General features: G+C 69.1%; 19 protein-coding genes. 17 read left to right on the plus strand and 2 right to left on the minus strand.

Going from position 1 to position 21,451, the window contains the following annotated elements; translation table 11 throughout:
- Window positions 1-156: 156 nt before the first annotated feature.
- The 7 genes from infC to DMH03_RS30555 all read left to right on the plus strand — a co-directional run bounded on the left by infC (window position 157) and on the right by DMH03_RS30555 (window position 9,606).
- Complete coding sequence (gene infC, locus DMH03_RS30525; protein WP_125795494.1) at window positions 157-732, plus strand: translation initiation factor IF-3; 576 nt, start codon at window positions 157-159, stop codon at window positions 730-732.
- A 70-nt stretch (window positions 733-802) separates the two neighbouring features.
- Complete coding sequence (rpmI, locus tag DMH03_RS30530) at window positions 803-997, plus strand: 50S ribosomal protein L35 (RefSeq protein WP_007028043.1); 195 nt, start codon at window positions 803-805, stop codon at window positions 995-997.
- Between the two features lie 63 nt (window positions 998-1,060).
- Entirely contained in the window at window positions 1,061-1,438 is a 378-nt protein-coding gene (gene rplT / locus DMH03_RS30535; protein WP_125795399.1) for a 50S ribosomal protein L20, read from the plus strand.
- Window positions 1,435-2,265, plus strand: a complete 831-nt coding sequence (locus DMH03_RS30540) for an RNA methyltransferase (protein WP_125795495.1) — start codon at window positions 1,435-1,437, stop codon at window positions 2,263-2,265. Before rplT ends, DMH03_RS30540 begins: the two co-directional genes overlap by 4 nt.
- Before the next feature lie 237 nt (window positions 2,266-2,502).
- On the plus strand, window positions 2,503-3,567 hold the full coding sequence (pheS, locus tag DMH03_RS30545; RefSeq protein ID WP_125789869.1) for a phenylalanine--tRNA ligase subunit alpha: 1,065 nt from the start codon (window positions 2,503-2,505) through the stop codon (window positions 3,565-3,567).
- Window positions 3,568-6,144 (plus strand): phenylalanine--tRNA ligase subunit beta, encoded by a 2,577-nt coding sequence (pheT, locus tag DMH03_RS30550; protein WP_125795400.1) that lies wholly within the window; start codon window positions 3,568-3,570, stop codon window positions 6,142-6,144.
- Between the two features lie 87 nt (window positions 6,145-6,231).
- Complete coding sequence (locus tag DMH03_RS30555; RefSeq protein WP_125795401.1) at window positions 6,232-9,606, plus strand: tetratricopeptide repeat protein; 3,375 nt, start codon at window positions 6,232-6,234, stop codon at window positions 9,604-9,606.
- Here DMH03_RS30555 and DMH03_RS30560 read toward each other — a convergent pair.
- Entirely contained in the window at window positions 9,587-10,279 is a 693-nt protein-coding gene (locus tag DMH03_RS30560; protein ID WP_125795402.1) for a DNA alkylation repair protein, read from the minus strand. The two genes, DMH03_RS30555 and DMH03_RS30560, sit on opposite strands and share 20 nt — an antisense overlap.
- A 185-nt stretch (window positions 10,280-10,464) precedes the next feature.
- On the opposite strand from DMH03_RS30560, the gene DMH03_RS30565 reads away from it, so the two are divergent.
- Together DMH03_RS30565 and DMH03_RS30570 are read left to right on the plus strand one after the other, a co-directional pair.
- Window positions 10,465-12,051: an alpha/beta hydrolase gene (locus tag DMH03_RS30565; RefSeq protein WP_125795403.1), complete on the plus strand. Its 1,587-nt coding sequence runs from the start codon at window positions 10,465-10,467 to the stop codon at window positions 12,049-12,051.
- A gap of 255 nt (window positions 12,052-12,306) precedes the next feature.
- Complete coding sequence (locus DMH03_RS30570; protein WP_125795404.1) at window positions 12,307-12,801, plus strand: helix-turn-helix domain containing protein; 495 nt, start codon at window positions 12,307-12,309, stop codon at window positions 12,799-12,801.
- A 42-nt stretch (window positions 12,802-12,843) separates the two neighbouring features.
- On the opposite strand, the gene DMH03_RS30575 is transcribed toward DMH03_RS30570, so the two are convergent.
- Window positions 12,844-13,809 (minus strand): YafY family protein, encoded by a 966-nt coding sequence (locus DMH03_RS30575; RefSeq protein WP_125795405.1) that lies wholly within the window; start codon window positions 13,807-13,809, stop codon window positions 12,844-12,846.
- A 90-nt stretch (window positions 13,810-13,899) separates the two neighbouring features.
- Here DMH03_RS30575 and argC point away from each other — a divergent pair, with 90 nt between their 5' ends.
- From argC to argH, 8 genes are read left to right on the plus strand one after another with little or no spacing between them, the layout of a single operon-like run.
- Window positions 13,900-14,928, plus strand: coding sequence for an N-acetyl-gamma-glutamyl-phosphate reductase (gene argC, locus DMH03_RS30580; protein ID WP_125795406.1), 1,029 nt, complete (start codon window positions 13,900-13,902; stop codon window positions 14,926-14,928).
- Window positions 14,925-16,085: a bifunctional glutamate N-acetyltransferase/amino-acid acetyltransferase ArgJ gene (gene argJ, locus DMH03_RS30585; RefSeq protein ID WP_125795407.1), complete on the plus strand. Its 1,161-nt coding sequence runs from the start codon at window positions 14,925-14,927 to the stop codon at window positions 16,083-16,085. The genes argC and argJ overlap by 4 nt, the downstream gene beginning before the upstream one ends.
- Window positions 16,082-17,002: an acetylglutamate kinase gene (argB, locus tag DMH03_RS30590; protein ID WP_125789860.1), complete on the plus strand. Its 921-nt coding sequence runs from the start codon at window positions 16,082-16,084 to the stop codon at window positions 17,000-17,002. The genes argJ and argB overlap by 4 nt, the downstream gene beginning before the upstream one ends.
- The gene (locus DMH03_RS30595; RefSeq protein WP_125795408.1) at window positions 16,999-18,192 is read left to right on the plus strand and encodes an acetylornithine transaminase; all 1,194 of its coding nucleotides are present in this window, start codon (window positions 16,999-17,001) and stop codon (window positions 18,190-18,192) included. The genes argB and DMH03_RS30595 overlap by 4 nt, the downstream gene beginning before the upstream one ends.
- A 16-nt stretch (window positions 18,193-18,208) precedes the next feature.
- Window positions 18,209-19,138 (plus strand): ornithine carbamoyltransferase, encoded by a 930-nt coding sequence (argF, locus tag DMH03_RS30600; RefSeq protein WP_125789858.1) that lies wholly within the window; start codon window positions 18,209-18,211, stop codon window positions 19,136-19,138.
- Window positions 19,135-19,656, plus strand: a complete 522-nt coding sequence (locus DMH03_RS30605; protein WP_034321647.1) for an arginine repressor — start codon at window positions 19,135-19,137, stop codon at window positions 19,654-19,656. The genes argF and DMH03_RS30605 overlap by 4 nt, the downstream gene beginning before the upstream one ends.
- Window positions 19,646-19,999: an argininosuccinate synthase domain-containing protein gene (locus DMH03_RS30610; RefSeq protein WP_125795409.1), complete on the plus strand. Its 354-nt coding sequence runs from the start codon at window positions 19,646-19,648 to the stop codon at window positions 19,997-19,999. The genes DMH03_RS30605 and DMH03_RS30610 overlap by 11 nt, the downstream gene beginning before the upstream one ends.
- A 26-nt stretch (window positions 20,000-20,025) precedes the next feature.
- Window positions 20,026-21,441, plus strand: a complete 1,416-nt coding sequence (gene argH, locus DMH03_RS30615; protein ID WP_125795410.1) for an argininosuccinate lyase — start codon at window positions 20,026-20,028, stop codon at window positions 21,439-21,441.
- The last annotated feature ends 10 nt before the right edge of the window (window positions 21,442-21,451 follow it).

Genomic DNA, 21,451 nt, shown 5'->3' on the forward strand with positions numbered 1-21,451 from the left:
TCAAGACGATTTCGGGCGTCAAGGCGGTGTGTTCGATTCTGGAGATCGAACACGATCGGAAGAGTGGGCCTCGTGTACCTCACGGTACCGGGGCCTTCGGTATGTGGGCACCAGGTCGAAACGGTAGAAGAATTTACCTCGAACCAGGGAGGCCCCATCAGCTCCGAGACACGCATCAACGACCGAATCCGGGTACCGGAGGTTCGCCTCGTCGGACCGGCCGGTGAACAGGTCGGCATCGTCCGGATCGAAGATGCGCTGCGGCTGGCACAGGAGAACGATCTCGATCTCGTCGAGGTCGCTCCGCAGGCACGCCCGCCCGTATGCAAGCTCATGGACTTCGGCAAGTTCAAGTACGAGAGTGCGCAGAAGGCCCGCGAGTCCCGCCGCAACCAGCAGCTCACCGTCATCAAAGAGCAGAAGCTGCGGCCGAAGATCGACCAGCACGACTACGAGACCAAAAAGGGTCACGTGTCGCGCTTCCTGGCCGCCGGCAACAAGGTCAAGGTCACGATCATGTTCCGCGGTCGCGAGCAGTCCCGGCCGGAACTCGGTTTCCGTCTGCTGCAGAAGCTCGCCGACGAGGTGACGGAACTCGGTTTCGTCGAGTCGTCGCCGAAGCAGGACGGTCGCAACATGATCATGGTGCTGGCCCCGCACAAGAACGTGAAGCCGACCAAGGGCCCGAAGGCCGCCAAGGACGAGGCGCCCGAGCCGCCCGCCGACGCGTAGCGCCGACAAGCCCATGTCAGCGGCACACCGGAAAACACCGGTGTGCCGCCGCACGAAAGAGGACAACGTAATGCCGAAGATGAAGACGCACAGCGGGACGTCGAAGCGAGTCCGCGTCACGGGTTCGGGCAAGCTGCGCCGCCAGAAGGCCGGCCGCCGCCACCTGATGGAGAAGAAGTCCAACAGGCTCACCCGTCGCCTCGAAGGCACGACCGAGATCGCCAAGAACGACGTCGGCCGCGTCAAGCGCCTTCTCGGCCGCTGACACCCCGCACTTTGTAAACGCCGGGCGCGCCAGCGCGCCCCCAGATCGACAGGATGGACCCCAGTGGCACGCGTCAAGAGGGCTGTCAACGCCCAGAAGAAGCGTCGCGCGACTCTCGAGCTCGCCAGCGGCTACCGCGGCCAGCGTTCGCGGCTGTACCGCAAGGCGAAGGAGCAGACGCTTCACTCGCTGAACTACGCCTACCGGGACCGCCGTGCCCGTAAGGGTGACTTCCGTCGGCTGTGGATCACCCGCATCAACGCGGCCGCCCGCGCCAACGGTGTCACCTACAACCGCCTCATCCAGGGTCTCAAGGCCGCGGGTGTCGAGGTGGACCGCAAGATCCTCGCGGAACTCGCGGTCAACGACGCCGCCGCCTTCACCGCGCTGGCCGAGCTGGCCAAGGCGAACGTGAACACCGAAGAGAAGAAGTCGGCCTGACCGGCGACAGCGCTCTTCAACGACCCGGGGCGGCTCCGTTCACCGAACGGACGCCCCGGGTCGTTGCTGCGCGCAAGCTCACCCGCCGGGCCGAACGTGAGAAGACCGGCCGGTTCCTCGCCGAGGGCGCGAACGCGGTCGAAGCCGCGCTCGAAGACGGCACGGTGTACGAGCTGTTCGTGACCGAACGCGCCGCCGCGCAGCACGAGCGCCTGGTCGCCGTCGCGCGCGAGGCGGGCGTCGCCGTCTCGCCGATCACCGATCGCGCGGCCGACGGGTTGTCCGAGACCGTGACGCCGCAAGGCATCGTCGCGGTCTGCGCGCTCGTCGACCGTCCACAAGAGACCGTCCTGAAGCCGGGCGCGAAGCTCGTCGTCGTCCTCGTCGACGTCGCGGACCCCGGTAACGCGGGCACCGTGATCCGGGTCGCGGACGCCGCCGGTGCCGACGCGGTCGTTCTCGCGGGTGACAGCGTCGACCCGCACAACGGCAAATGCGTCCGCGCGGCCGCCGGCAGCCTGTTCCACCCCGCCATCACCCGGATCCGGGACGTCGACGCGGCCTTGAAGGCCTGCTCCGCCGCCGGACTCCGCACCTTCGGCGCGCACGGCTACGCCGACACCGAGCTCGATCAGGTCACCTTCGACGAGCCCACCGCGTGGGTCTTCGGCAACGAGGCGCATGGACTGCCGCAGGGCGTCCTGGAGACGGTCGATCTCGCGGTCAAGATCCCGATGTACGGCCGGGCGGAGAGCCTGAATCTCGCGACGGCCGCCGCGATCTGCGTGTACACGAATGCGATGGCCTCCCGGACCGCCACCACGTAGAGTCGCGGGCATCACGCCGCTCGTACCACGACGCCAAGGGAGCTCTCATGGAACGCACTGTTCGTTCCAGCACCTTGTTTACGGCGTAGAGCGCGTTTTTCGCACTTCCGAGTGACGGTGTGCCCAGCCCGAGGGTGATCGGGGGCCGCCGTTCGCTGTCCCATAGAATTCAGCAGCTGCTAAACCCATGTGTGCGCTCGCGTGCACCGGACCAGTCCCAGCGGACGCCGAGGAGTTATGTCCGAAGCCAACGACAAGCAGGACCCCCAGGCGGGAACGCTCGCGCCGGAAACGTTGACGGCCGCCGTCAAACAGGCCGAGACCGATTTCGCGGCCGCGGCGGATCTCGACGCGCTGGCCGCGGTCAAACCCGCCCACCTCGGGGACCAGTCTCCGCTGCTGCTCGCCCGCCGCGAGATCGGCGCCCTGCCGAAGCAGGAGAAGGCCGAGGCGGGAAAGCGGGTCAACGAAGCGCGCCAAGCCATCCAAGCCGCCTTCGACGCCCGCCGCGCCGTGCTCCAGGTCGAGCGTGACGAAAAGGTGCTCCGCGAGGAGACCGTCGACGTCACGCTCCCGTGGGACCGCGTGCCCCGTGGCGCCCGGCACCCGATCGCGACCTTGTCGGATCGGATCGCCGACGCGTTCATCGCGATGGGTTACGAGGTCGCCGACGGTCCGGAACTCGAGGCCGAGTGGTTCAACTTCGACGCGCTGAACTTCGGCAAGGACCACCCCGCGCGCCAGCTGCAGGACACGTTCTACCTCGGCGAGGAGGACTCCGGCCTGGTGCTGCGGACCCACACCTCGCCGGTGCAGGCCCGCACGCTGCTGCACCGTGACCTGCCCGTGTACGTCGTCTGCCCCGGCCGCACGTATCGGACCGACGAGCTCGACGCCACGCACACCCCGGTGTTCTCGCAGGTCGAAGGCCTCGCCGTGGACAAGGGCCTGACGATGGCACATCTCAAGGGCACCCTCGACGCCTTCGCCCGCGCGATGTTCGGCGAAAGCTCGAAGACCCGCCTGCGCCCGCACTTCTTCCCGTTCACCGAGCCGTCGGCCGAGGTCGACGTCTGGTTCGAGGAGAAGAAGGGCGGCGCCGGCTGGGTCGAATGGGGCGGCTGCGGCATGGTCAACCCCAATGTCCTGCGTGCCTGCGGCGTCGACCCCGAGGTCTACTCGGGCTTCGCCTTCGGCATGGGTATCGAGCGCACCCTGCAGTTCCGCAACGGAATCCCGGACATGCGCGACATGGTGGAGGGCGACATCAGGTTCACCCTGCCCTTCGGAACGGAGGCCTGAGTGAAGGTCCCAGCCAGCTGGCTGACCGAACACCTCGACGTCGACGAGGAGGTCACCGCCCAGGATCTGGCCGACGCCTTCGTGCGCATCGGCATCGAGGTCGACGACGTCCGGAAACTCGAACCGGTCACCGGTCCGCTCGTGGTCGGCCGTGTCGCCGAGATCGAGGAGCTCACCGAGTTCAAGAAGCCGGTCCGCTTCTGCCGCGTCGACGTCGGTGAGCCGGAGAACGACGCCAAGCCTGACGAGAACGTCGACGCCGACGGTGCCGACGATGACGATGACGACGAAGGCCCCTTCGAGGACGACGGTCCCACGGGGATCAGGACCCGCGGGATCATCTGCGGCGCCACGAACTTCGCCGAGGGCGACCTGGTCGTCGTCGCGCTGCCCGGCACGGTGCTGCCCGGTGGTTTCGAGATCGGTTCGCGCAAGACCTATGGCAGGCTCAGCGACGGCATGATCTGCTCCGCGAGCGAACTCGGCATCGGTGACGACCACTCGGGCATCCTGGTGCTGCCGCCGAGCACGGCCAGCCCCGGCGAGGACGCGAACAAGCTGCTCGGCCTCGAAGACACCGTCCTCGAGGTGACGCCGACCCCGGACCGCGGGTACACCCTGTCGGTCCGCGGCCTGGCCCGCGAGCTGTCCAACGCGCTCGACGTCCCGTTCGGCGACCCGGCGTCCCTCGAGGTCCCCGAGGCCGAGAGCGACGTCTGGCCGGTGCACCTCGAAGACACCGAGGGCTGCAAGCGGTTCGTGCTGCGCCGCGTCAAGAACCTCGACGCGACCGCGCCGACGCCGTGGTGGATGCGCCGTCGCCTGATGCTGTCGGGTATCCGCTCGATCTCCCTCGCGGTCGACGTGACCAACTACGTGATGCTCGAACTCGGGCATCCGCTGCACGCCTTCGCGACCGGTTCGGTCAAGGGCGATCTGGTGGTGCGCAAGGCGAAGCCGGGCGAGAAACTGACCACTTTGGACGATGTCGAGCGCACGCTCGACCCGGACGACGTGGTGATCGCCGACGACAGCGGGGTCATCTCGCTGGCGGGCACGATGGGTGGCGCGTCGACGGAGATCACGCCGGAGAGCACCGACGTGCTGCTCGAAGCGGCGCACTGGGATCCGTCGTCGATCAGCCGGACGGCCCGCCGTCACAAGCTGTTCTCCGAGGCGGCCAAGCGGTTCGAGCGCTACACCGACCCGCAGCTGTGCGCGGTGGCCGTCGAACTCGCGGCGCGCCTGCTCCGTCAGTACGGCGAAGGCTCGATCCTGCCCGGCCGCACCGACGAGGGCGGCGTCGAGCCGAACCCGCCGGTGACCATGCCGATCAGCCTGCCCGACCAGGTGGCCGGGGTGCGCTACCAGCGCGGTGTCACGGTCAAACGGCTGTCGCAGATCGGGTGCAAGGTCAACGTGGGCACGTCCGAGGACGGCACCGCGCTGGTGACCGCGGTCCCGCCGAGCTGGCGCGGTGACCTGGTGCAGCCTGCCGACCTGGTCGAAGAGGTCCTCCGGCTGGAGGGCTACGACAGCATCCCGTCGGTGCTGCCCGAAGCCCCGGCAGGCCGGGGCCTGACGGACACGCAGCGCCGTCGTCGCTCGGTCGCTCGCGCGCTGGCGGAGAGCGGCTACGTCGAGGTGCTGCCTTTCCCGTTCATCTCGGACTCGGTCTGGGACGCGTTCGGGCTGCCCGAAGACGACGTCCGCCGCAGCACCGTGAAGGTCCGCAACCCGCTGGAGGCGGACAAGGACCGGATGGCGAGCAGCCTGCTGCCGGGGTTGCTGGAGATCCTCCAGCGCAACATTTCCCGTGGCTTCAAGGATGTCTCGCTGTTCCACATCGGACAGGTCGTGCTGCCCGGGCCGAACCCGATCCCGATGCCTTCGCTCGGGGTGGACCGGCGGCCCACCGACGAGGAGCTCGCGGTGCTGGAGGCGGCGGTCCCGCCGCAGCCGCTGCACGTCGCCGTCGTGCTCGCGGGCCAGCGTGGTCGCGCGGGCTGGTGGGGCGAGGGCGAGCAGGCGAACTGGGCCGACGCGGTGCAGGCCGCGCGGCTGGTGGCGCAGGCCGCCGGGGTCGAGCTGACCACGGCCGCGGCGGACCAGCCGCCGTGGCACCCTGGCCGTTGCGCGCAGCTGCGGGTGGGGCAGTGGCCCGTCGGTTACGCCGGTGAGCTGCACCCGAAGGTCGTCGAGGCGCTCGGGTTGCCGCCGCGCACCGTCGCGATGGAACTCGACCTGGACGCGATCCCGATCCCGGACGGCCGTCCGGCGCCGCGGATCTCGGCGTACCCGCCGGTGCTGCTCGACGTCGCCCTCGTCGCGGAGGCGGGTGTGCCGTCGGCCGACCTTGCCGAGGCGCTGCGCGAAGGCGCGGGCGAACTGCTCGAGGACATCACGCTGTTCGACTCGTACCAGGGCGAGCAACTGGGCGAGGGCAAGCGTTCGGTGGCGTACAAGCTGCGGTTCCGCGCCACGGACCGCACGCTGACCGTCGATGAGGCCACCAAGGCCCGCGACGCCGCCGTCGCGGTCGCCGGTGAACGCTTCGGCGCCAGTCTGCGGACCTGATCCGAAGTCCCGTGAAGGCCCCCTTCCCTCGGCTGAGCCGAGGGAAGGGGGCCTTCACGCGCTTCAGGTGTGGCAAAGTGAGGACTTGTGTCACGTCCAGACGGTCGGTCCAGTATCCAAGACATCGCCCGTGCCCGGCTGAGCGACGGTTTCGTCGGCAGGGTCGGGGAACGCGAGGACTTCCGGGGGAATCTGGGGCTGCCCGGGAGCGACCGGCGCCGCCGGTACCTGTACTCGGTGCACGGTCTCGCCGGGGTCGGCAAGTCGTTCCTCCTCGAACAGCTTCGCGGTATCGCCGAGGAAACCCGCGCCGCCGTCGGGTTCGCTGACGACCGGCAACAGGATCTGCCCGCGACACTGGTCAAACTGGCGAAGGACCTCGCTCGCGGCGGGCACGAGATGCGCCGGTTCGAGAAGCGCTACGAGTCGTACCTCAAGGCGAGGGAACGGCTCCACAACGATCCGCAGGCTCCGGCGGCGGGTCGCGAGCTCGTGACGAAGGCCGTGGTCAAGGCCGGCCTCGGCGTGGCGAAGACCCTGCCCGGCGGAAGCATCGCCGCCGACGCGATCGACGCGGACGCGACGGCGAAACAGCTGGAGCAGTTGCAGGTCTACCTCGCGGCGAAGTTCAAGCGGAAGGCCGATGTCCAGCTGCTCCTGGAACCGGCGGAGGAGCTGACCAAACCGTTCGTCGAGGACCTCTGGCGTATCCCGGAGACCCGGCAGATCGCGCTGTTCTTCGACACCTTCGAACGGACCGCGCCGGTACTGGAGACCTGGCTGCTCGACCTGTTCGGCGGACTGTACGGCGATCTCCCACAGAATCTCGTGCTCACCGTGGCGGGCCAGTTCCCACTGGACGAGGCGAAATGGAACCGGCACGCGCCACTGGTGCGCGAGATCGAACTCCGGCCCTTCACCGGGCCGGAGGCGCGTCATCTGCTCGCGGAGCACGGGATCACCGACGAGCAGGTGGTCGAGACCGTGCTGCGGCTGACCGACGGGCTGCCCGTCCTGGTCGCCATGCTGGCACAGGGAAACCCCACCGAAGCGGACGCCGTCGGCGATCCCAGCGATGACGCGGTCAAGCGGTTCCTCCACTGGGTTCCCGACAAGGCCAAGCAGAAGATCGCCGCCACGGCGTCGTTACCCCGCGTCCTGGACGAGGACGTGATCGGCGTGCTGACCGGGAAGGAGACCGCGGGGGAGACCTTCCGCTGGTTGCGGGAGCTGCCGTTCGTCGGGCGGCGTGAACTCCCGGTGCGCTATCACCCGGTGGTCCGCGGCCCGATGGTGCGCCTGGAACGCGGCAGTTCGCCCGCCGCGTTCGCCGAGCAGCACCGCAAGCTCAGCGAGTACTACGAAGGCCGGTGCGCCGAACTCGGGCTCAGCAGCCACCGTGATGCCTGGAACGACGAGCGCTGGCAGCGAAGGAAACTCGAGCACACCTACCACCGGTTGTGCGCGAGCCCGGCCGAAGCGCTGCCGGACGCGCTGCTCGCCGCGGCCGAGATGATCACCACCGGCACCGCTGCCGCCCGCGCTTGGGCGCGCATGATGGAGCAGGCGGGGGTCGACGCGGACGCGCCCGCGGTACTGGGCTGGGGCCAGCGCCTGGCCGCCGCGGTCGGCGACGGTGAGATCCCAGTGCTCGACCTGCTCGCCGGTGCGGCCGAGCTCGACGCGGCCCGCCTTTCCACGGTGCTCCGGCGGCGCGCGTGGGCCTACGAAGGCCAGGACGACGTCGAGGCGGCGAAACGGGACTTCGACCGGGCTCTCGACCTGAACCCCGCCGACCCCTACGTCTGGAGTGACCGGGGCAACCTGTTCCGCGACGAAGGCGAGTGGGAGCAGGCGTTGTCGGATCTGAACCGGGCCATCGAACTCGACCCCACCTACGCCTACTCGTGGCGCGGACGCGGGTCGGCCAGGGCCCGGCTGGGCGACCTCGAAGGTGCGATGGCCGACCTCGACGAGGCCGTCCGTCTCCAGCCGGACCACCGGTGGGCCTACAGCATCCGGAGCGAGGTGCACTTCAAACGCGGCGACGTCCGGAAGGCGATCGACGAGATCGACATCGCGATCCGGCTCGATCCCGACTATGCCTGGGCCGTCCACTACCGGGCGACGCTGTTCGCGGAGCTGGGGGACAAGGAAGAGGCACTCGCCGGTCACCGCGCGGCCGTCGCCCTCCGCCCCAAGGAGGTGTACTACCTGACGGAGCTCGCGTCGTTCCTTGAGCAGACCGGAGACGTGGACGCCGCGTCGGCGACCTTCGACGCGATCGTCGCGGCGGACCCCGAAAGCGCCAGCGCCCACGCGATCCGGGCGGCGTTCCACCGCCGCAACGAGCGAAGCAGGCTCGCGATCGACGGTTTCACGGCCGCGCTCCGGATCGACCCGGATTACGAGTGGGCCTACTACATGCGCGGCTTGGCGTACGACGACCTGGAAGATCGCGTGACGGCGCTCGCCGACTTCGAAAAGGCGGTCGAGCTGGCCCCCGAAGACGCCGAGAATCATCTGCAGCGGGGGATCACGCTCAGCCGGCTGCAGAGGTACGGCGAAGCGGTGAAATCCTTGGACCGCGCGATCGAACTCGATCCCGGCAACGAGTGGGCGTACACCTGGCGCGCGATGGCCCACCAGCGGTCCGGCGATCCTCAGGCCGCCCTCGCCGACATCGACGCCGCGGTCGTGGCGAATCCGGAGATGGCCTTCTTCCACAGCACCCGGGGCGACATCCTCAGAGATCTCGACCGGCACGAGGAGGCCGGCACCGCGTTGGACGAGGGGATCCGGGTGGGACAGGACGGGGGATACGCGTTCTATCGGCGTGCCCGCCACCGGCTCGTCTTCGAGGATTTCGAGGGCGCTTTGTCCGATGTGGACAGCGCGCTGGCCGCCGGTCAGGACGAGAGCGCCCGCACCCTGCGCGCGGAGATCCGCCGCCAGGCGGGCGAGTACGGCGAAGCGATCCGGGACCTGCGTGAACTGGTCGCCGGGGATCCCGAGGACGCCGACCACCGCGAGAACCTCGGGGAGGCTCTGCTGTTCGCGGGGGAGACGGACGAGGCGATGGAGATCCTGCGTCCGCTCGCGACGGACTCCGTGTGGGCTCGTGACCTCCTGTCCCTCGCCTGGCTGAAGACCGGACGAACGGACGAAGCCCACCAGGCCCTCGCCGCCGGCCTCGCCGAAGCGATCGCGCGAAACGCGGACGGCGACTTCGCTTGGGAGAACGAGGTGCAGCCGCTCTTCTATCTCCTCGCCCTCGGACGTCACGCCGAAGCGACACGTGAGCTCACGGCGCTGCTCGAAAAGGCTCCGCCCCAGGAGACGCGACTCATCCTGCTCCGTGACTTGAAAGACCTTCGAGAGCTGGTGCCCGAACTCGGCGCCGGGATCGAGGAGCTCCTCACCCTCATCCCGAGGCCGGTGCTCAACCGCCCAGGTGCTTGAGCGCCTCCTTCCTGGACAGAGTGGACAGTGCCGGATGCGCGGCGACGAAGGCGCGCACCCAGTCCGGCTCGGTCTTCGCGTACTCGCGCAGGGCCCAGCCGATTCCCTTGCGCAGGAAGAAGTCCTTGTCGTCGAGGTTGGCCTCCACCGCACGGGTGAGCAGATCGGTGTCCGTTCCGCCCTTGGCGCCGACCTGGCAGATGACCGAGGTGCGGCGGCGCCACCTGTCCTCGTCGTAGGCCCAGGTCAGCATCAGCGTGGTCATCGTCTCCGGCTCCGCCCGCAGGATCGGCCCGACCCGGCGGATGGCGACCTCGTCCACGTAGTCCCACCAAGCGCCCGTCACGATCATCTCTTCGTACAGGCCGAGCAGATCGCTGTCCTGCCAGCGGGTGTAGGCGCGATGGCCGGAAAGGGCGATCGCCGCATAACGCTCTTCACGGAATTCCGCTTCGCGCCACAGGGTCAGCGCGGCCGTCGAGAAACTCACTCGATCGGGTAGTGGATGTTCGGCGTAAACCCGTTTCAGCAAGGCTGTCCGAGGCGGGGACGCCACACCGAGGAACGGCATCTCCGACTTCATGTACGCCCGCATCGACGGGGCCTTCGCCGGATCGGCCAGTCCGGCCAAACCGTTGCGAACCGCCGAAACCAGGCTTTTCACCTCGTCCACGCGTTCTCCTTTCCCCAGTCTGCGCCGCGAGCGTACGACAGGGGACCGACAAGACGGATATGCCCGGATCGAGGTGCGGATACCGACTAAAGAGGGATGGCGGTCCACGTGTCGGTCAGCGAGATTGAAGCCGGTTCTCGGTAGCTTCGGCCCGACCGGGTCGAACGCGGACGAAAAGGAACACAGTGAAGAAATTCGTTGCCGCCCTGGCGGTCGCGGGGATCGGCGTCGGCACCATGGCGCTCGCTCCCTCCGCCACGGCCGCCTCGGCGTCGGACTTCGATCCGAAGCCCATCTCCTGGGGAGCGTGTACGCGCCCGAGCCTGGTCAAGGCCGGCGCGGAATGCGGCTTCCTCGAGGTCCCGCTGGATTACGCGAAGCCCGGCGGGGAGAAGATCTCGATCGCCGTCTCGCGCGTGAAGCACAAGTCCGCCCAGTCTCAGGGCGTCATGGTGGTCAACCCGGGCGGACCGGGAGGATCGGGCCTCGGCCTGTCGACCCTCGGCCGGGCGGTCCCCAAGAAGGCGGGTGAGGAGTACGACTGGATCGGCTTCGACCCGCGCGGCGTCGGGGAGAGCAAGCCGTCGCTGACCTGCGACGGGAACTACGCGTCCTACAACCGCCCGCAGTACGTGCCGACCACGCGCGCCATCGAGACGGCGTGGCGCGAGAAGGCGAAGGGCTACGCGAAGGCGTGCGCCAAGAACGGCGCGATCCTCGACCACATCAAGACCATCGACGTCGCGAAGGACGTCGACAGCCTGCGTAAGGCGCTGGGCGAGAAGCAGATCAACTACTACGGCTTCTCTTACGGCACCTACCTCGGGCAGGTCTACAGCACGCTGTTCCCGGAGAACGTGCGGCGGATGGTGTTCGACGGCACCGTCGACCCCCGCGACGTCTGGTACAAGGCGAACCTGAACCAGGACATCGCCTTCGACAAGAACATCAAGATCTACTTCGGCTGGCTCGCGAAGTACGACGACGTCTACCACCTCGGCAAGACCGCGTCGGCGGTCGAGAAGCTGTGGTACGCCGAGCAGAAGAAGCTGTACGACAAGCCCGCGGGCGGCGTCATCGGCGGTTCCGAGTGGACGGACATCTTCCTGCAGGCCGGCTACTACGTCTTCGGCTGGGAGGACATCGCGAACGCCTTCTCGGGCTGGGTGCACAAGGGTGACTGGCAGACCTTGAAGGGCCTGTACGACGACTCCAACCCGCCTGGCCAGGACAACGGCTACGCGGTGTACGCGGCCGTGCAGTGCACCGACGTGGCGTGGCCGCAAAGCTGGAACCGCTGGAAGTTCGACAACTGGGTCACGCACTTCCGGGCGCCGTTCGAAACCTGGGGCAACGCCTGGTTCAACGCGCCGTGCCTCGACTGGCCGGCGAAGCCCGGCAAGCCGGTGGAAATCGACGGAAGCAAGGTGCCGGGCATCCTCCTGGTCAATGAGGAGAACGACGCCGCGACGCCGTACCCCGGCAGCATCGAGGTCCGTAAGCGCTACCCGAACTCCAGCCTGATCAGCGCTCCGGGCGGCACGACGCACTCGGGTTCGCTGTCCGGTGTGTCCTGTGTGGACGACAAGATCGCGGACTACCTGCTCACCGGGAAGCTGCCCGTGCGCAAGCCGGGCAACGGTTCGGACGTGCAGTGCGCGCCGGTCCCGCAGCCGGTGCCCGCCGGTGCTTCCGCGGCACCCAAGTCCGAAGTGCCGTCTTCGGTGGCGGAAGTGAAGAAGGAGACGCTGGCTCAGGCGCTGCCTTTCTGAGCCTTTTTCGGAAAGTTCCGCCCCGGTCCGGTTTTCCGGACCGGGGCTTTTCCTTTGGCCCAGATCGGCACGGTCGCTCGTGCCCCCCACCGATGGCGCGCCCCGCAATTCGCCACCTACTTGCGCCCGAAACGTGTCATGACCGGCACCCTCTCGTCCCCAAAAGCGACGAAAGTACCGGTCATCCACCGCCCCCGGCCGAATTCCCCTCGCCGCGCCGCGGAATTGTCGGGGCCGCCCGTTAGCGTCCCCGGCATGACCATCGTCGAAGAGCACCGGACCGAGATCCGAGTGCAGGACACCGTTTATCGCATCGAGGTCGCCGCCCGTGAGGGTGGCGGCGCGGCCGGGGAAGACCGCTGGGTGACCGTAATGGTCGGCGGCGCCGGACCGCAGGAGGAGCCTGTCGCCGAAGGCAGGCTCGACATGGACGCCGAAGCCATACCGGCCTTGGCGACCGTCCTTTCCGACACGCTGCTGGCGTTCGCCGGGCGGAGCAACGGCCGGAACGGCCGCCGAAGATCGGTGGATCGCCCCGCGCATCAGGGCTCGCCGTGGTCCGACGAGCTCGACGCGGAACTGGAAAGCCGTTGGCTGGCCGGGGAAAGCGTCGAGGAGATCGCGCGGCGGTTCGAACGGACACCGGGCGGGATCCGGGCCAGGTTGCCGAGGGTCGGTTGCGACCCGGAGCGCCGCGGCGCGTACCTCCCGATCCCGCCGAGTCAGCGAGAGGTGGGTGAACTCGTCTGAATCCCGGTGGCCGCGAGGGTCAGCAGGCCCTCGCGGCCGCCGTCAGTCCACTGTGGACGCCGCACCGCGATTCGCCCGCGCCGCCATTTCCCGGAGGTGGCCGATCAGTTCCGGCGGTTCGTGCACGGTGAATTCGCAGCCGAGTCCGAGGATCCGGAACGCGAGCCAGTACAGGGTGTCCGTGCCCGCGTGGAAAACACAGGTCTCGTCGTCGATCGGTTCCAGGTCGCCGAAACCCTCGCCGATCGCGGAGGCGACCTGGCTGACCGGCGCGTGCAACGTCACGCGTGCGCGGTAGGTGGGAAGGAGGCTGTACATCCTGTCGGTGACGTAGGCCGCCACGTCTTCCGCGGGTGGCTGCCTCGGGGTCGCCCGGCCGCCGGTGGCCCGCGGTTCCGAGACGCGATCCGCGCGGAAGATCCGCCAGTCGTCCCGGTCGAGGTCGTAACCGAGCAGGTACCAGCGGCGTCCGGCCGTGACGAGCCGGTGCGGTTCGACGTGCCGCCGGGATTCGGTCCCGTCGCCGGTGCGGTAGGTGAACCGGGTCCGCTCGGTGTTGGCGATCGCGCCGGCGAAGACGGTGAGGTGCTCCGGATCCACCGCTGGGCCGGTGCCGGGCAGCGGCACGAGCGCGGCGCCCAGCGCGCCGACGCGATAACGGAGCCGCGAGGGCAGCACCTGTTCGAGTTTCGCGAGCGCCCGCACCGAAGACTCCTCGATACCCGAGATCGCCTGTCCGGCGGCGCCGCGGAGACCGACCACGATCGCGACGGCCTCCTCGTCGTCGAGCAGCAGTGGCGGCATCGCCGTGCCGGCGCCCAGCCGGTAGCCGCCCTCGGAGCCTCGAGTCGCCTCGACGGGGTAACCGAGCTCACGCAGCCGGTCGATGTCGCGCCGGATGGTCCGCGGGCTGACCTCCAGTCGGTCCGCGAGCTCGCTGCCAGGCCACTCGCGCGGGGTTTGCAGGAGTGACAGCAGGTTGAGCAGCCGGGCGGGCGTATCGGTCATGCGCTCAAGGATGCCTGTATACGAGCCCGTATCGGGTGAGCCACACGACTTTGTTTGATTGAACTTGCATGGGAGTGCATAATCATGCGTATGACGGTGAAGATCGCGGTGGCCGGAGCCAGCGGGTACGCGGGTGGCGAACTCCTGCGCCTGCTGCTGACCCATCCCGAAATCCAGATCGGCGCGCTGACCGCGGCCAGCTCCGCGGGCACGCCGCTGATCCAGCACCAGCCGCACCTCGCGCCGCTGGCGGACCGTGTCCTGCTGGAGACGACCCCCGAAACCCTGGCCGGGCACGACGTCGTCTTCCTCGCCCTGCCGCACGGCCACTCCGGCGCCATTGCCGCGCAGCTCGGCCCGGACGTCCTGGTGGTCGACCTCGGTGCGGACCACCGCCTGTCCGACGCGGCCGACTGGCAGCGCTGGTACGGCGGGGACCACGCCGGGCAGTGGCCGTACGGGCTCCCCGAGCTCCCCGGCGCGCGAGAGCGCCTCGCCGGGGCCAAGCGCATCGCGGTCCCAGGCTGCTTCCCGACCGGTGGCTCGATCGCCCTCGCCCCGGCTCTCGCCGCGGGTCTGGTCGAGCCGGAGGTCAACGTCGTCGCCGTCACCGGGACCTCCGGCGCGGGCAAGAGCCTGAAGCCGAACCTCCTCGGTTCGGAGGTGATGGGTTCGGCCTCCGCGTACGGCGTCGGCGGCGCCCACCGGCACACCCCCGAATTCGCGCAGAACCTCTCGGCGGTCTCGGGCGAGCGGGTCAAGGTCTCGTTCACCCCCGTGCTGGCCCCGATGCCACGCGGGATCCTCACCACCGCCAGCGCCCCGCTGAAGACCGATCTGGACGCCGACGGCGCCCGCGAGGTCTACGAAAAGGCGTACGCCACCGAGCCGTTCGTCCAGCTGCTGCCCGCGGGCCAGTGGCCGTCCTCGGCTTCGGTCGTCGGCTCGAACAACGTCCAGCTGCAGGTCACCGTCGACGCCGATACCCGGCGCCTGATCGTGGTCGCGGCCATCGACAACCTGACCAAGGGCACCGCTGGAGGTGCCGTCCAGTCGATGAACATCGCACTGGGCCTCCCGGAAACCACCGGACTACCGACCGTAGGAGTCGCTCCGTGACCGTCACCCAGCCGAAGGGATTCCGTGCCGCGGGCGTCGCCGCCGGAATCAAGGCCGAGGGCAAGCTCGACCTCGCGCTCGTCGTCAACGACGGGCCGCTGCAGGTCGCGGCCGGCGTGTTCACGCGCAACGTGATCAAGGCCGCGCCCGTCCTGTGGTCGCAAGAGGTGCTCAAACAGCAACGACTCAAGGCCGTCGTCCTCAACTCGGGCGGCGCGAACGCCGCCACCGGCCCCGGCGGTTTCCAGGACACCCACCAGACCGCTGAGAAGGTCGCCGGGCTGTTCGAAGCCGGGGCGATCGAGGTCGCGGTCTGCTCGACCGGCCTGATCGGTGAGCGGCTGCCGATGGACGCGCTGCTTTCCGGTGTGGACACCGCCTTCGGGCGACTCGCCACCGGCGCCGAAGCCTCTCTCGATGCCGCCACCGCGGTCATGACCACCGACAGCAAGCCGAAGCAGGCGGCCGCGGAACACGAAAGCGGTTGGAGTGTCGGCGGGTTCGCGAAGGGCGCGGGCATGCTCGCCCCGAATCTCGCGACGATGCTCTCCGTCCTCACCACCGACGCGGTCGTCACGCCCGCGGTCCTGGACAAGGCTTTGCGCGCCGCCACCGGCGTGACCTTCGACAGGCTCGACGTCGACGGCGGAACGTCCACCAACGACACGGTGCTCGTCCTCGCGTCCGGCGCCAGCGGCGTCGAACCGACGGAGGCCGAACTGACCGAACTGCTCACCACGGTCAGCCTCGACCTCGTGCTGCAACTGCGCGCGGACTCCGAAGGCGCGACGAAGTACGTCGACGTCACGGTCACCGGCGCGGCGAGCGAGGCCGACGCCATCGCCGTCGGCCGGACGATCGCCGAGGACAACCTGGTCAAGACCGCGCTGTTCGGTTCGGACCCGAACTGGGGCCGCATCGCCATGGCGCTGGGCAGGGTGCCCGCGAAGATCGACCCGGAGAAGGTCGCCATCGCGATCAACGGCGTCACCCTGTTCGCCGACGGCACTCCCGCGGCGGACCGCTCCGAGGCGGATCTCTCGGGGCGTGACATCCAGATCGTCGTCGACCCCGGCCTCGGCGAAGGCGGGGCGACGATCTACACGACCGACCTCTCGCACGCGTACGTCGAAGAGAACAGCGCGTACTCGTCATGAGCCCTTCCGAATCCACCGTCCCCGCGGACGAGCGGCTAGCGACGGCCGCCGAGAAGGCCGCGATCCTGATCGAAGCCCTGCCATGGCTGCAGCGCTTCCACGGCGCGACCGTCGTGATCAAGTACGGCGGCAACGCCATGATCGACGAGAGCCTCAAACAGGCCTTCGCCGAGGACATGGTCTTCCTGCGCATGGCCGGGCTGCGCCCCGTGGTGGTGCACGGCGGCGGTCCGCAGATCACCGCGATGCTCAACCGGCTCGGCGTCGAAGGCGAGTTCAAGGGCGGCCTCCGGGTCACCACGCCCGAGACGATGGACATCGTCCGCATGGTGCTGACCGGCCAGGTCAGCCGCGAACTGGTCGGCCTGATCAACGCGCACGGTCCGTACGCGGTCGGGATCTCCGGCGAGGACGCGCGGCTGTTCACCGCCGAGCGCAAACAGGCCACTGTGGACGGTGTGCCGGTCGACATCGGGCTCGTCGGCGAGGTTTCCGAGGTCAACCCGGACGCGGTGCTCGACATCGTCAACGCGGGCCGGATCCCGGTGGTGTCCACCGTGGCCCCGGACGTCGACGGCGTCGTGCACAACATCAACGCCGACACCGCCGCCGGCGCGCTGGCGGCCGCGCTCGGCGCGGAAAAGCTCGTCGTGCTCACCGATGTCGAAGGCCTCTACGCCAACTGGCCGGACCGCGGTTCGCTGGTCGACCGGATCCGCGTGGACCGCCTCGAAACCCTGCTTCCCGGCCTCGCCAGCGGCATGATCCCGAAGATGGAGGCCTGCGTGCGCGCCATCCGCGGCGGCGTCCGCCGCGCGCACGTGATCGACGGCCGCATCGCCCATTCGGTACTGCTGGAGGTCTTCACCTCCCGCGGCATCGGTACCATGGTCTTCCCCGAAACGGAGCTTCCGTGACCACCCTCCAGTCCAATGTAGACGGCCAGGAGCACTGGACGTCGTCCCTCATGGACAACTACGGCACCCCGGCGCTGACCCTGGTCCGCGGTGAGGGTGCGCAGGTCTGGGACGCCGACGGCAAGCCGTATGTCGACCTGCTCGGCGGGATCGCGGTCAACGCGCTGGGGCACGCCCATCCCGCCGTGGTCGCCGCGGTCACCGAACAGGTCGCGAAACTCGGGCACACCTCGAACCTCTACGTGAACCCGGTCGCCGTCGAATTGGCCGAGACCCTCCTGGACGTCGCAGGCCTGTCTGGCAACGCGAAGGTCCTGTTCGTCAACTCCGGCGCGGAAGCCAACGAAGCCGCGCTGAAGATCAGCAGGCTCACCGGGCGGACCAAGATCGTCGCCTGTGAGGGGGCGTTCCACGGCCGCACCATGGGTGCCTTGTCGCTGACCGGTCAGCCGTCGAAGCGGGACGCGTTCGCGCCGCTGGTCCCGGGAGTCACCCACGTTCCCTATGGTGACGTCGACGCGCTTCGCGCCGCGGTGGACACCGAGACCGCGGCGGTGTTCCTCGAGCCGATCCTCGGGGAGGCGGGTGTCGTCCCGGCGCCGGACGGCTACCTCCAGGCCGCGCGGGAGATCACCAAGGCGACCGGAACCCTGCTGGTCCTCGACGAGGTGCAGACCGGTATCGGCCGCACCGGCGCGTGGTTCGCCTTCCAGCACACCGGCATCGTCCCGGACGTCATCACACTGGCGAAGGGGCTCGGCGGCGGTCTGCCGATCGGCGCGGTCATCGGCGTCGGCGAAGCGGGGGAGCTGATGAAGCCGGGCCAGCACGGCACCACCTTCGGCGGCAACCCGATCTGCTGCGCCGCCGGGCTCGCCGTGCTCAAGACCATCGCCAAGGAAAACCTGAACGACCACGTTTCCGCTCTGGGCAAGGACATCGCCTCTCGCGTCGAGGAGCTCGGCCATCCGCTGGTGGCCGGGGTCCGCGGTGCCGGGCTGCTGCTCGGCATCGCGTTGCGCGAACCGGTCTCCGCCGCGGTCGCCAAGGCGGCGCAGGACGCGGGGTACCTGGTCAACCCGATCGCCCCGGACACCATCCGGCTGGCACCGCCGCTGATCCTGAGCGCCGACGAGGCCGCGGGATTCCTCGAAGCCCTTCCCGGGGCGCTCGATTCCACCACCACCTAGGACAGAGACCAAACGCATGCTCCGCAACTTCCTCCGTGACGACGATCTCAGCCCCGCCGAACAGGCCGAGATCCTGGACCTCGCCGACCAGTTGAAAGCAGAGCCGCTGAGCTCGCGCGCGCTGGAGGGCAAGTCCGTCGCGGCGATCTTCGAGAAGAACTCCACCCGCACCCGGTTCTCCTTCGAGGTGGGCATCGCCCAGCTCGGCGGGAACCCGGTCATCGTCGACGGACGCTCCATGCAGCTCGGCCGCGAAGAGACCATCGAGGACACCTCGCGGGTGCTTTCGCGGTACCTGGACGCGATCGTCTGGCGGACCTTCGCCCAGAAGCGCATCGATGCGATGGCGTCGGCGGCGAGCATCCCGGTGATCAACGCGCTCACCGACGAGTTCCACCCTTGCCAGGTGCTCACCGACCTGATGACCATCCGCGAGCGCAAGGGCAAGCTCGCCGGGCTCACCCTGGTCTACCTCGGTGACGGCGCCAACAACATGGCGCATTCGTTGCTGCTGGGCGGGACCACGGCCGGGATGCACGTCCGCGTCGTCTCGCCGGAAGGCTTCCAGCCCGATCAGCAGGTCATGCTCGACGCCAAGCATCGATCGAGTGAAACCGGCGGCAGCACCACGGTCTTCACCGATCCGTATGCCGCCGTCGAAGGCGCGGACGTCGTCGTCACCGACACCTGGACCTCGATGGGCCAGGAGAACGACGGCCTCGACCGCGTCGGCCCGTTCCGTGAGCTGCAGGTCAACGCCGCGCTGATGCGCCGCGCCGCGGACGAGGCGATCGTGCTGCACTGCCTGCCCGCGCACCGCGGCTGGGAGATCACCGACGAGGTCATCGACGGACCGGCGAGCGCGGTCTGGGACGAGGCCGAGAACCGGCTGCACGCGCAGAAGGCCTTGCTGGTGTGGCTCATGGACGAGAAGCGGCGACGATGACCGGCAGCAGGGTCACCCGGCAGGCCCGGATCACCGAGCTCGTGTCCACGATGGCCATCCGCAGCCAGACGGAGCTCGCGAAGCTCCTGGCGGCGGAAGGGATCGACGTCACCCAGGCGACGCTGTCGCGGGACCTCGACGAACTGGGCGCGGTGAAGCTCCGGGGTGCGGATTCCGGCGCGCCGGTGTATGTCATTCCGGAGGACGGCAGCCCGGTACGCGGGGTGCAGGGCGGTACGTCCCGGCTTTCGCGGCTGCTCGCGGAACTGCTCGTTTCGGCGGACTCGTCCGGGAACCTGACGGTGCTGCGCACCCCGCCGGGCGCGGCGCAGTTCCTGGCCAGTGCCATCGACAGGGCGGCGCTGGAGGAGGTCGTCGGTTCCATCGCCGGCGACGACACGGTCGCGGTGATCGCGAGGGAACCGCTGTCCGGCAAAGACCTGGCCGAGCGCTTCATGGCGCTCGCCCGACGGTCGTCCACAGTGGACGGCGGTGAGGAGACCGAAGGTGACGCCTGACGGGTTCGCCTTCCCGGATGACCCGGAGAAGCTGGTCATCACCTTCGACGAAGGTGTGCCGGTGGCCATCGACGGGGAGACCGTGACCCTGCTGGAGGCCTTCCAGCAGGTGAACCGTCGTGTCGGCGCCTTCGGGCTCAAAGGACGCGAGATCTACGAGAGTCCCGGCGCGCTCGCGCTGGTCAGCGCGCACGACGAGCTGGAGAAGGTCAGTCTCGGGCGGGTGTCCGGCGAAGTGCGCCTGGTCCTGCACCGAGGGAACGCGGTCGTGAACTCCGCGCGCGACGAGCGCACACTGTACGACTTCGGCACAGGCGCTACCTTCGACCGATCAGTCGCCTGAAGTAATCAAGGAATTCGAGGAGTGTTGTGAGCGGGAATGAGCAGCCGGTGCAGCTTTGGGGCGGCCGGTTCGCCAGCGGGCCGGCGGAGGCGATGGCGGCGCTGAGCGCGTCGACCCATTTCGACTGGCGGCTGGCGCCGTACGACATCGCCGGGTCGCGGGCCCACGCGCGAGTGCTGCGGAAGGCGGGGCTGCTCACCGATGACGAGCTGACCGGCATGCTCGCCGCGCTGGACACCCTGGCGCAGGACGTCGAGTCGGGCGCGTTCACCCCGACCGTCGCCGACGAGGACGTCCACACCGCGCTCGAACGCGGTCTGCTGGAGCGGGCGGGCACCGAACTCGGCGGCAAGCTGCGGGCAGGGCGTTCGCGCAACGACCAGGTCGCGACGCTGTTCCGGATGTGGCTGCGTGACGCCGCCCGCCGGGTGGTCGCGGGCACCCTCGGGGTGGTGGACGCGCTCGTTTCGCAGGCGAAACGGCACCCGGACGCGATCCTCCCCGGCCGCACGCACCTGCAGCACGCTCAGCCGGTCCTGCTGGCGCACCACCTGCTCGCGCACGGCCAGTCGCTGCTGCGCGACGTTACCCGGCTGCGTGACTGGGACGCTCGCACCGCCGAGTCGCCCTATGGCTCCGGCGCGCTCGCGGGTTCCTCGCTGGGTCTCGACCCCGAGGCCGTCGCCGCGGAACTGGGCTTCGACACCAGCGTCGAGAACTCCATCGACGGCACCGCCTCGCGGGACTTCGTCGCCGAGTTCGCCTTCGACGTCGCGATGCTCGCGGTCAACCTGTCCAGGATTGCCGAAGAGGTGATCATCTGGAACACCGCCGAATTCGGCTACGTCACCCTCGACGACGCCTGGGCGACCGGCAGTTCGATCATGCCGCAGAAGAAGAACCCGGACGTCGCCGAGCTGACCCGCGGCAAGGCCGGGCGGCTGATCGGCAACCTGACCGGTCTGCTCGCGACGCTCAAGGCGCAGCCGCTCGCGTACAACCGTGACCTGCAGGAGGACAAGGAACCGGTCTTCGACTCCGTCGAGCAGCTGGAACTGCTGTTCCCGGCGATCGCGGGCATGCTCGAGACGCTGACCTTCCACACCGACCGGCTCGCCGAACTGGCGCCAGCCGGCTTCACCCTCGCCACGGACATCGCCGAATGGCTGGTGCGCCAGGGCGTTCCGTTCCGTGTCGCGCACGAAGCGGCGGGGGAGAGCGTCCGCGTCGCCGAAGCCCGCGGTGTCGGCCTGGACGAACTGACCGACGAAGAGTTCGAGAAGATCAACCCGGCCCTGACGCCTGCCGTGCGCGAAGTGCTGACCGTCGAGGGCTCGGTGAGTTCGCGCAACGCTCGTGGCGGGACCGCTCCGGAGCGCGTCGCCGAGCAGCGGGATCGGCTGGTCGCGCGGGTCGCCGAACACCGCGCCTGGCTCAGCTGAGTTCTCGCGT

It is taken from the genome of Amycolatopsis sp. WAC 01376 (assembly GCF_003947415.1).
Classification (GTDB): domain Bacteria; phylum Actinomycetota; class Actinomycetes; order Mycobacteriales; family Pseudonocardiaceae; genus Amycolatopsis.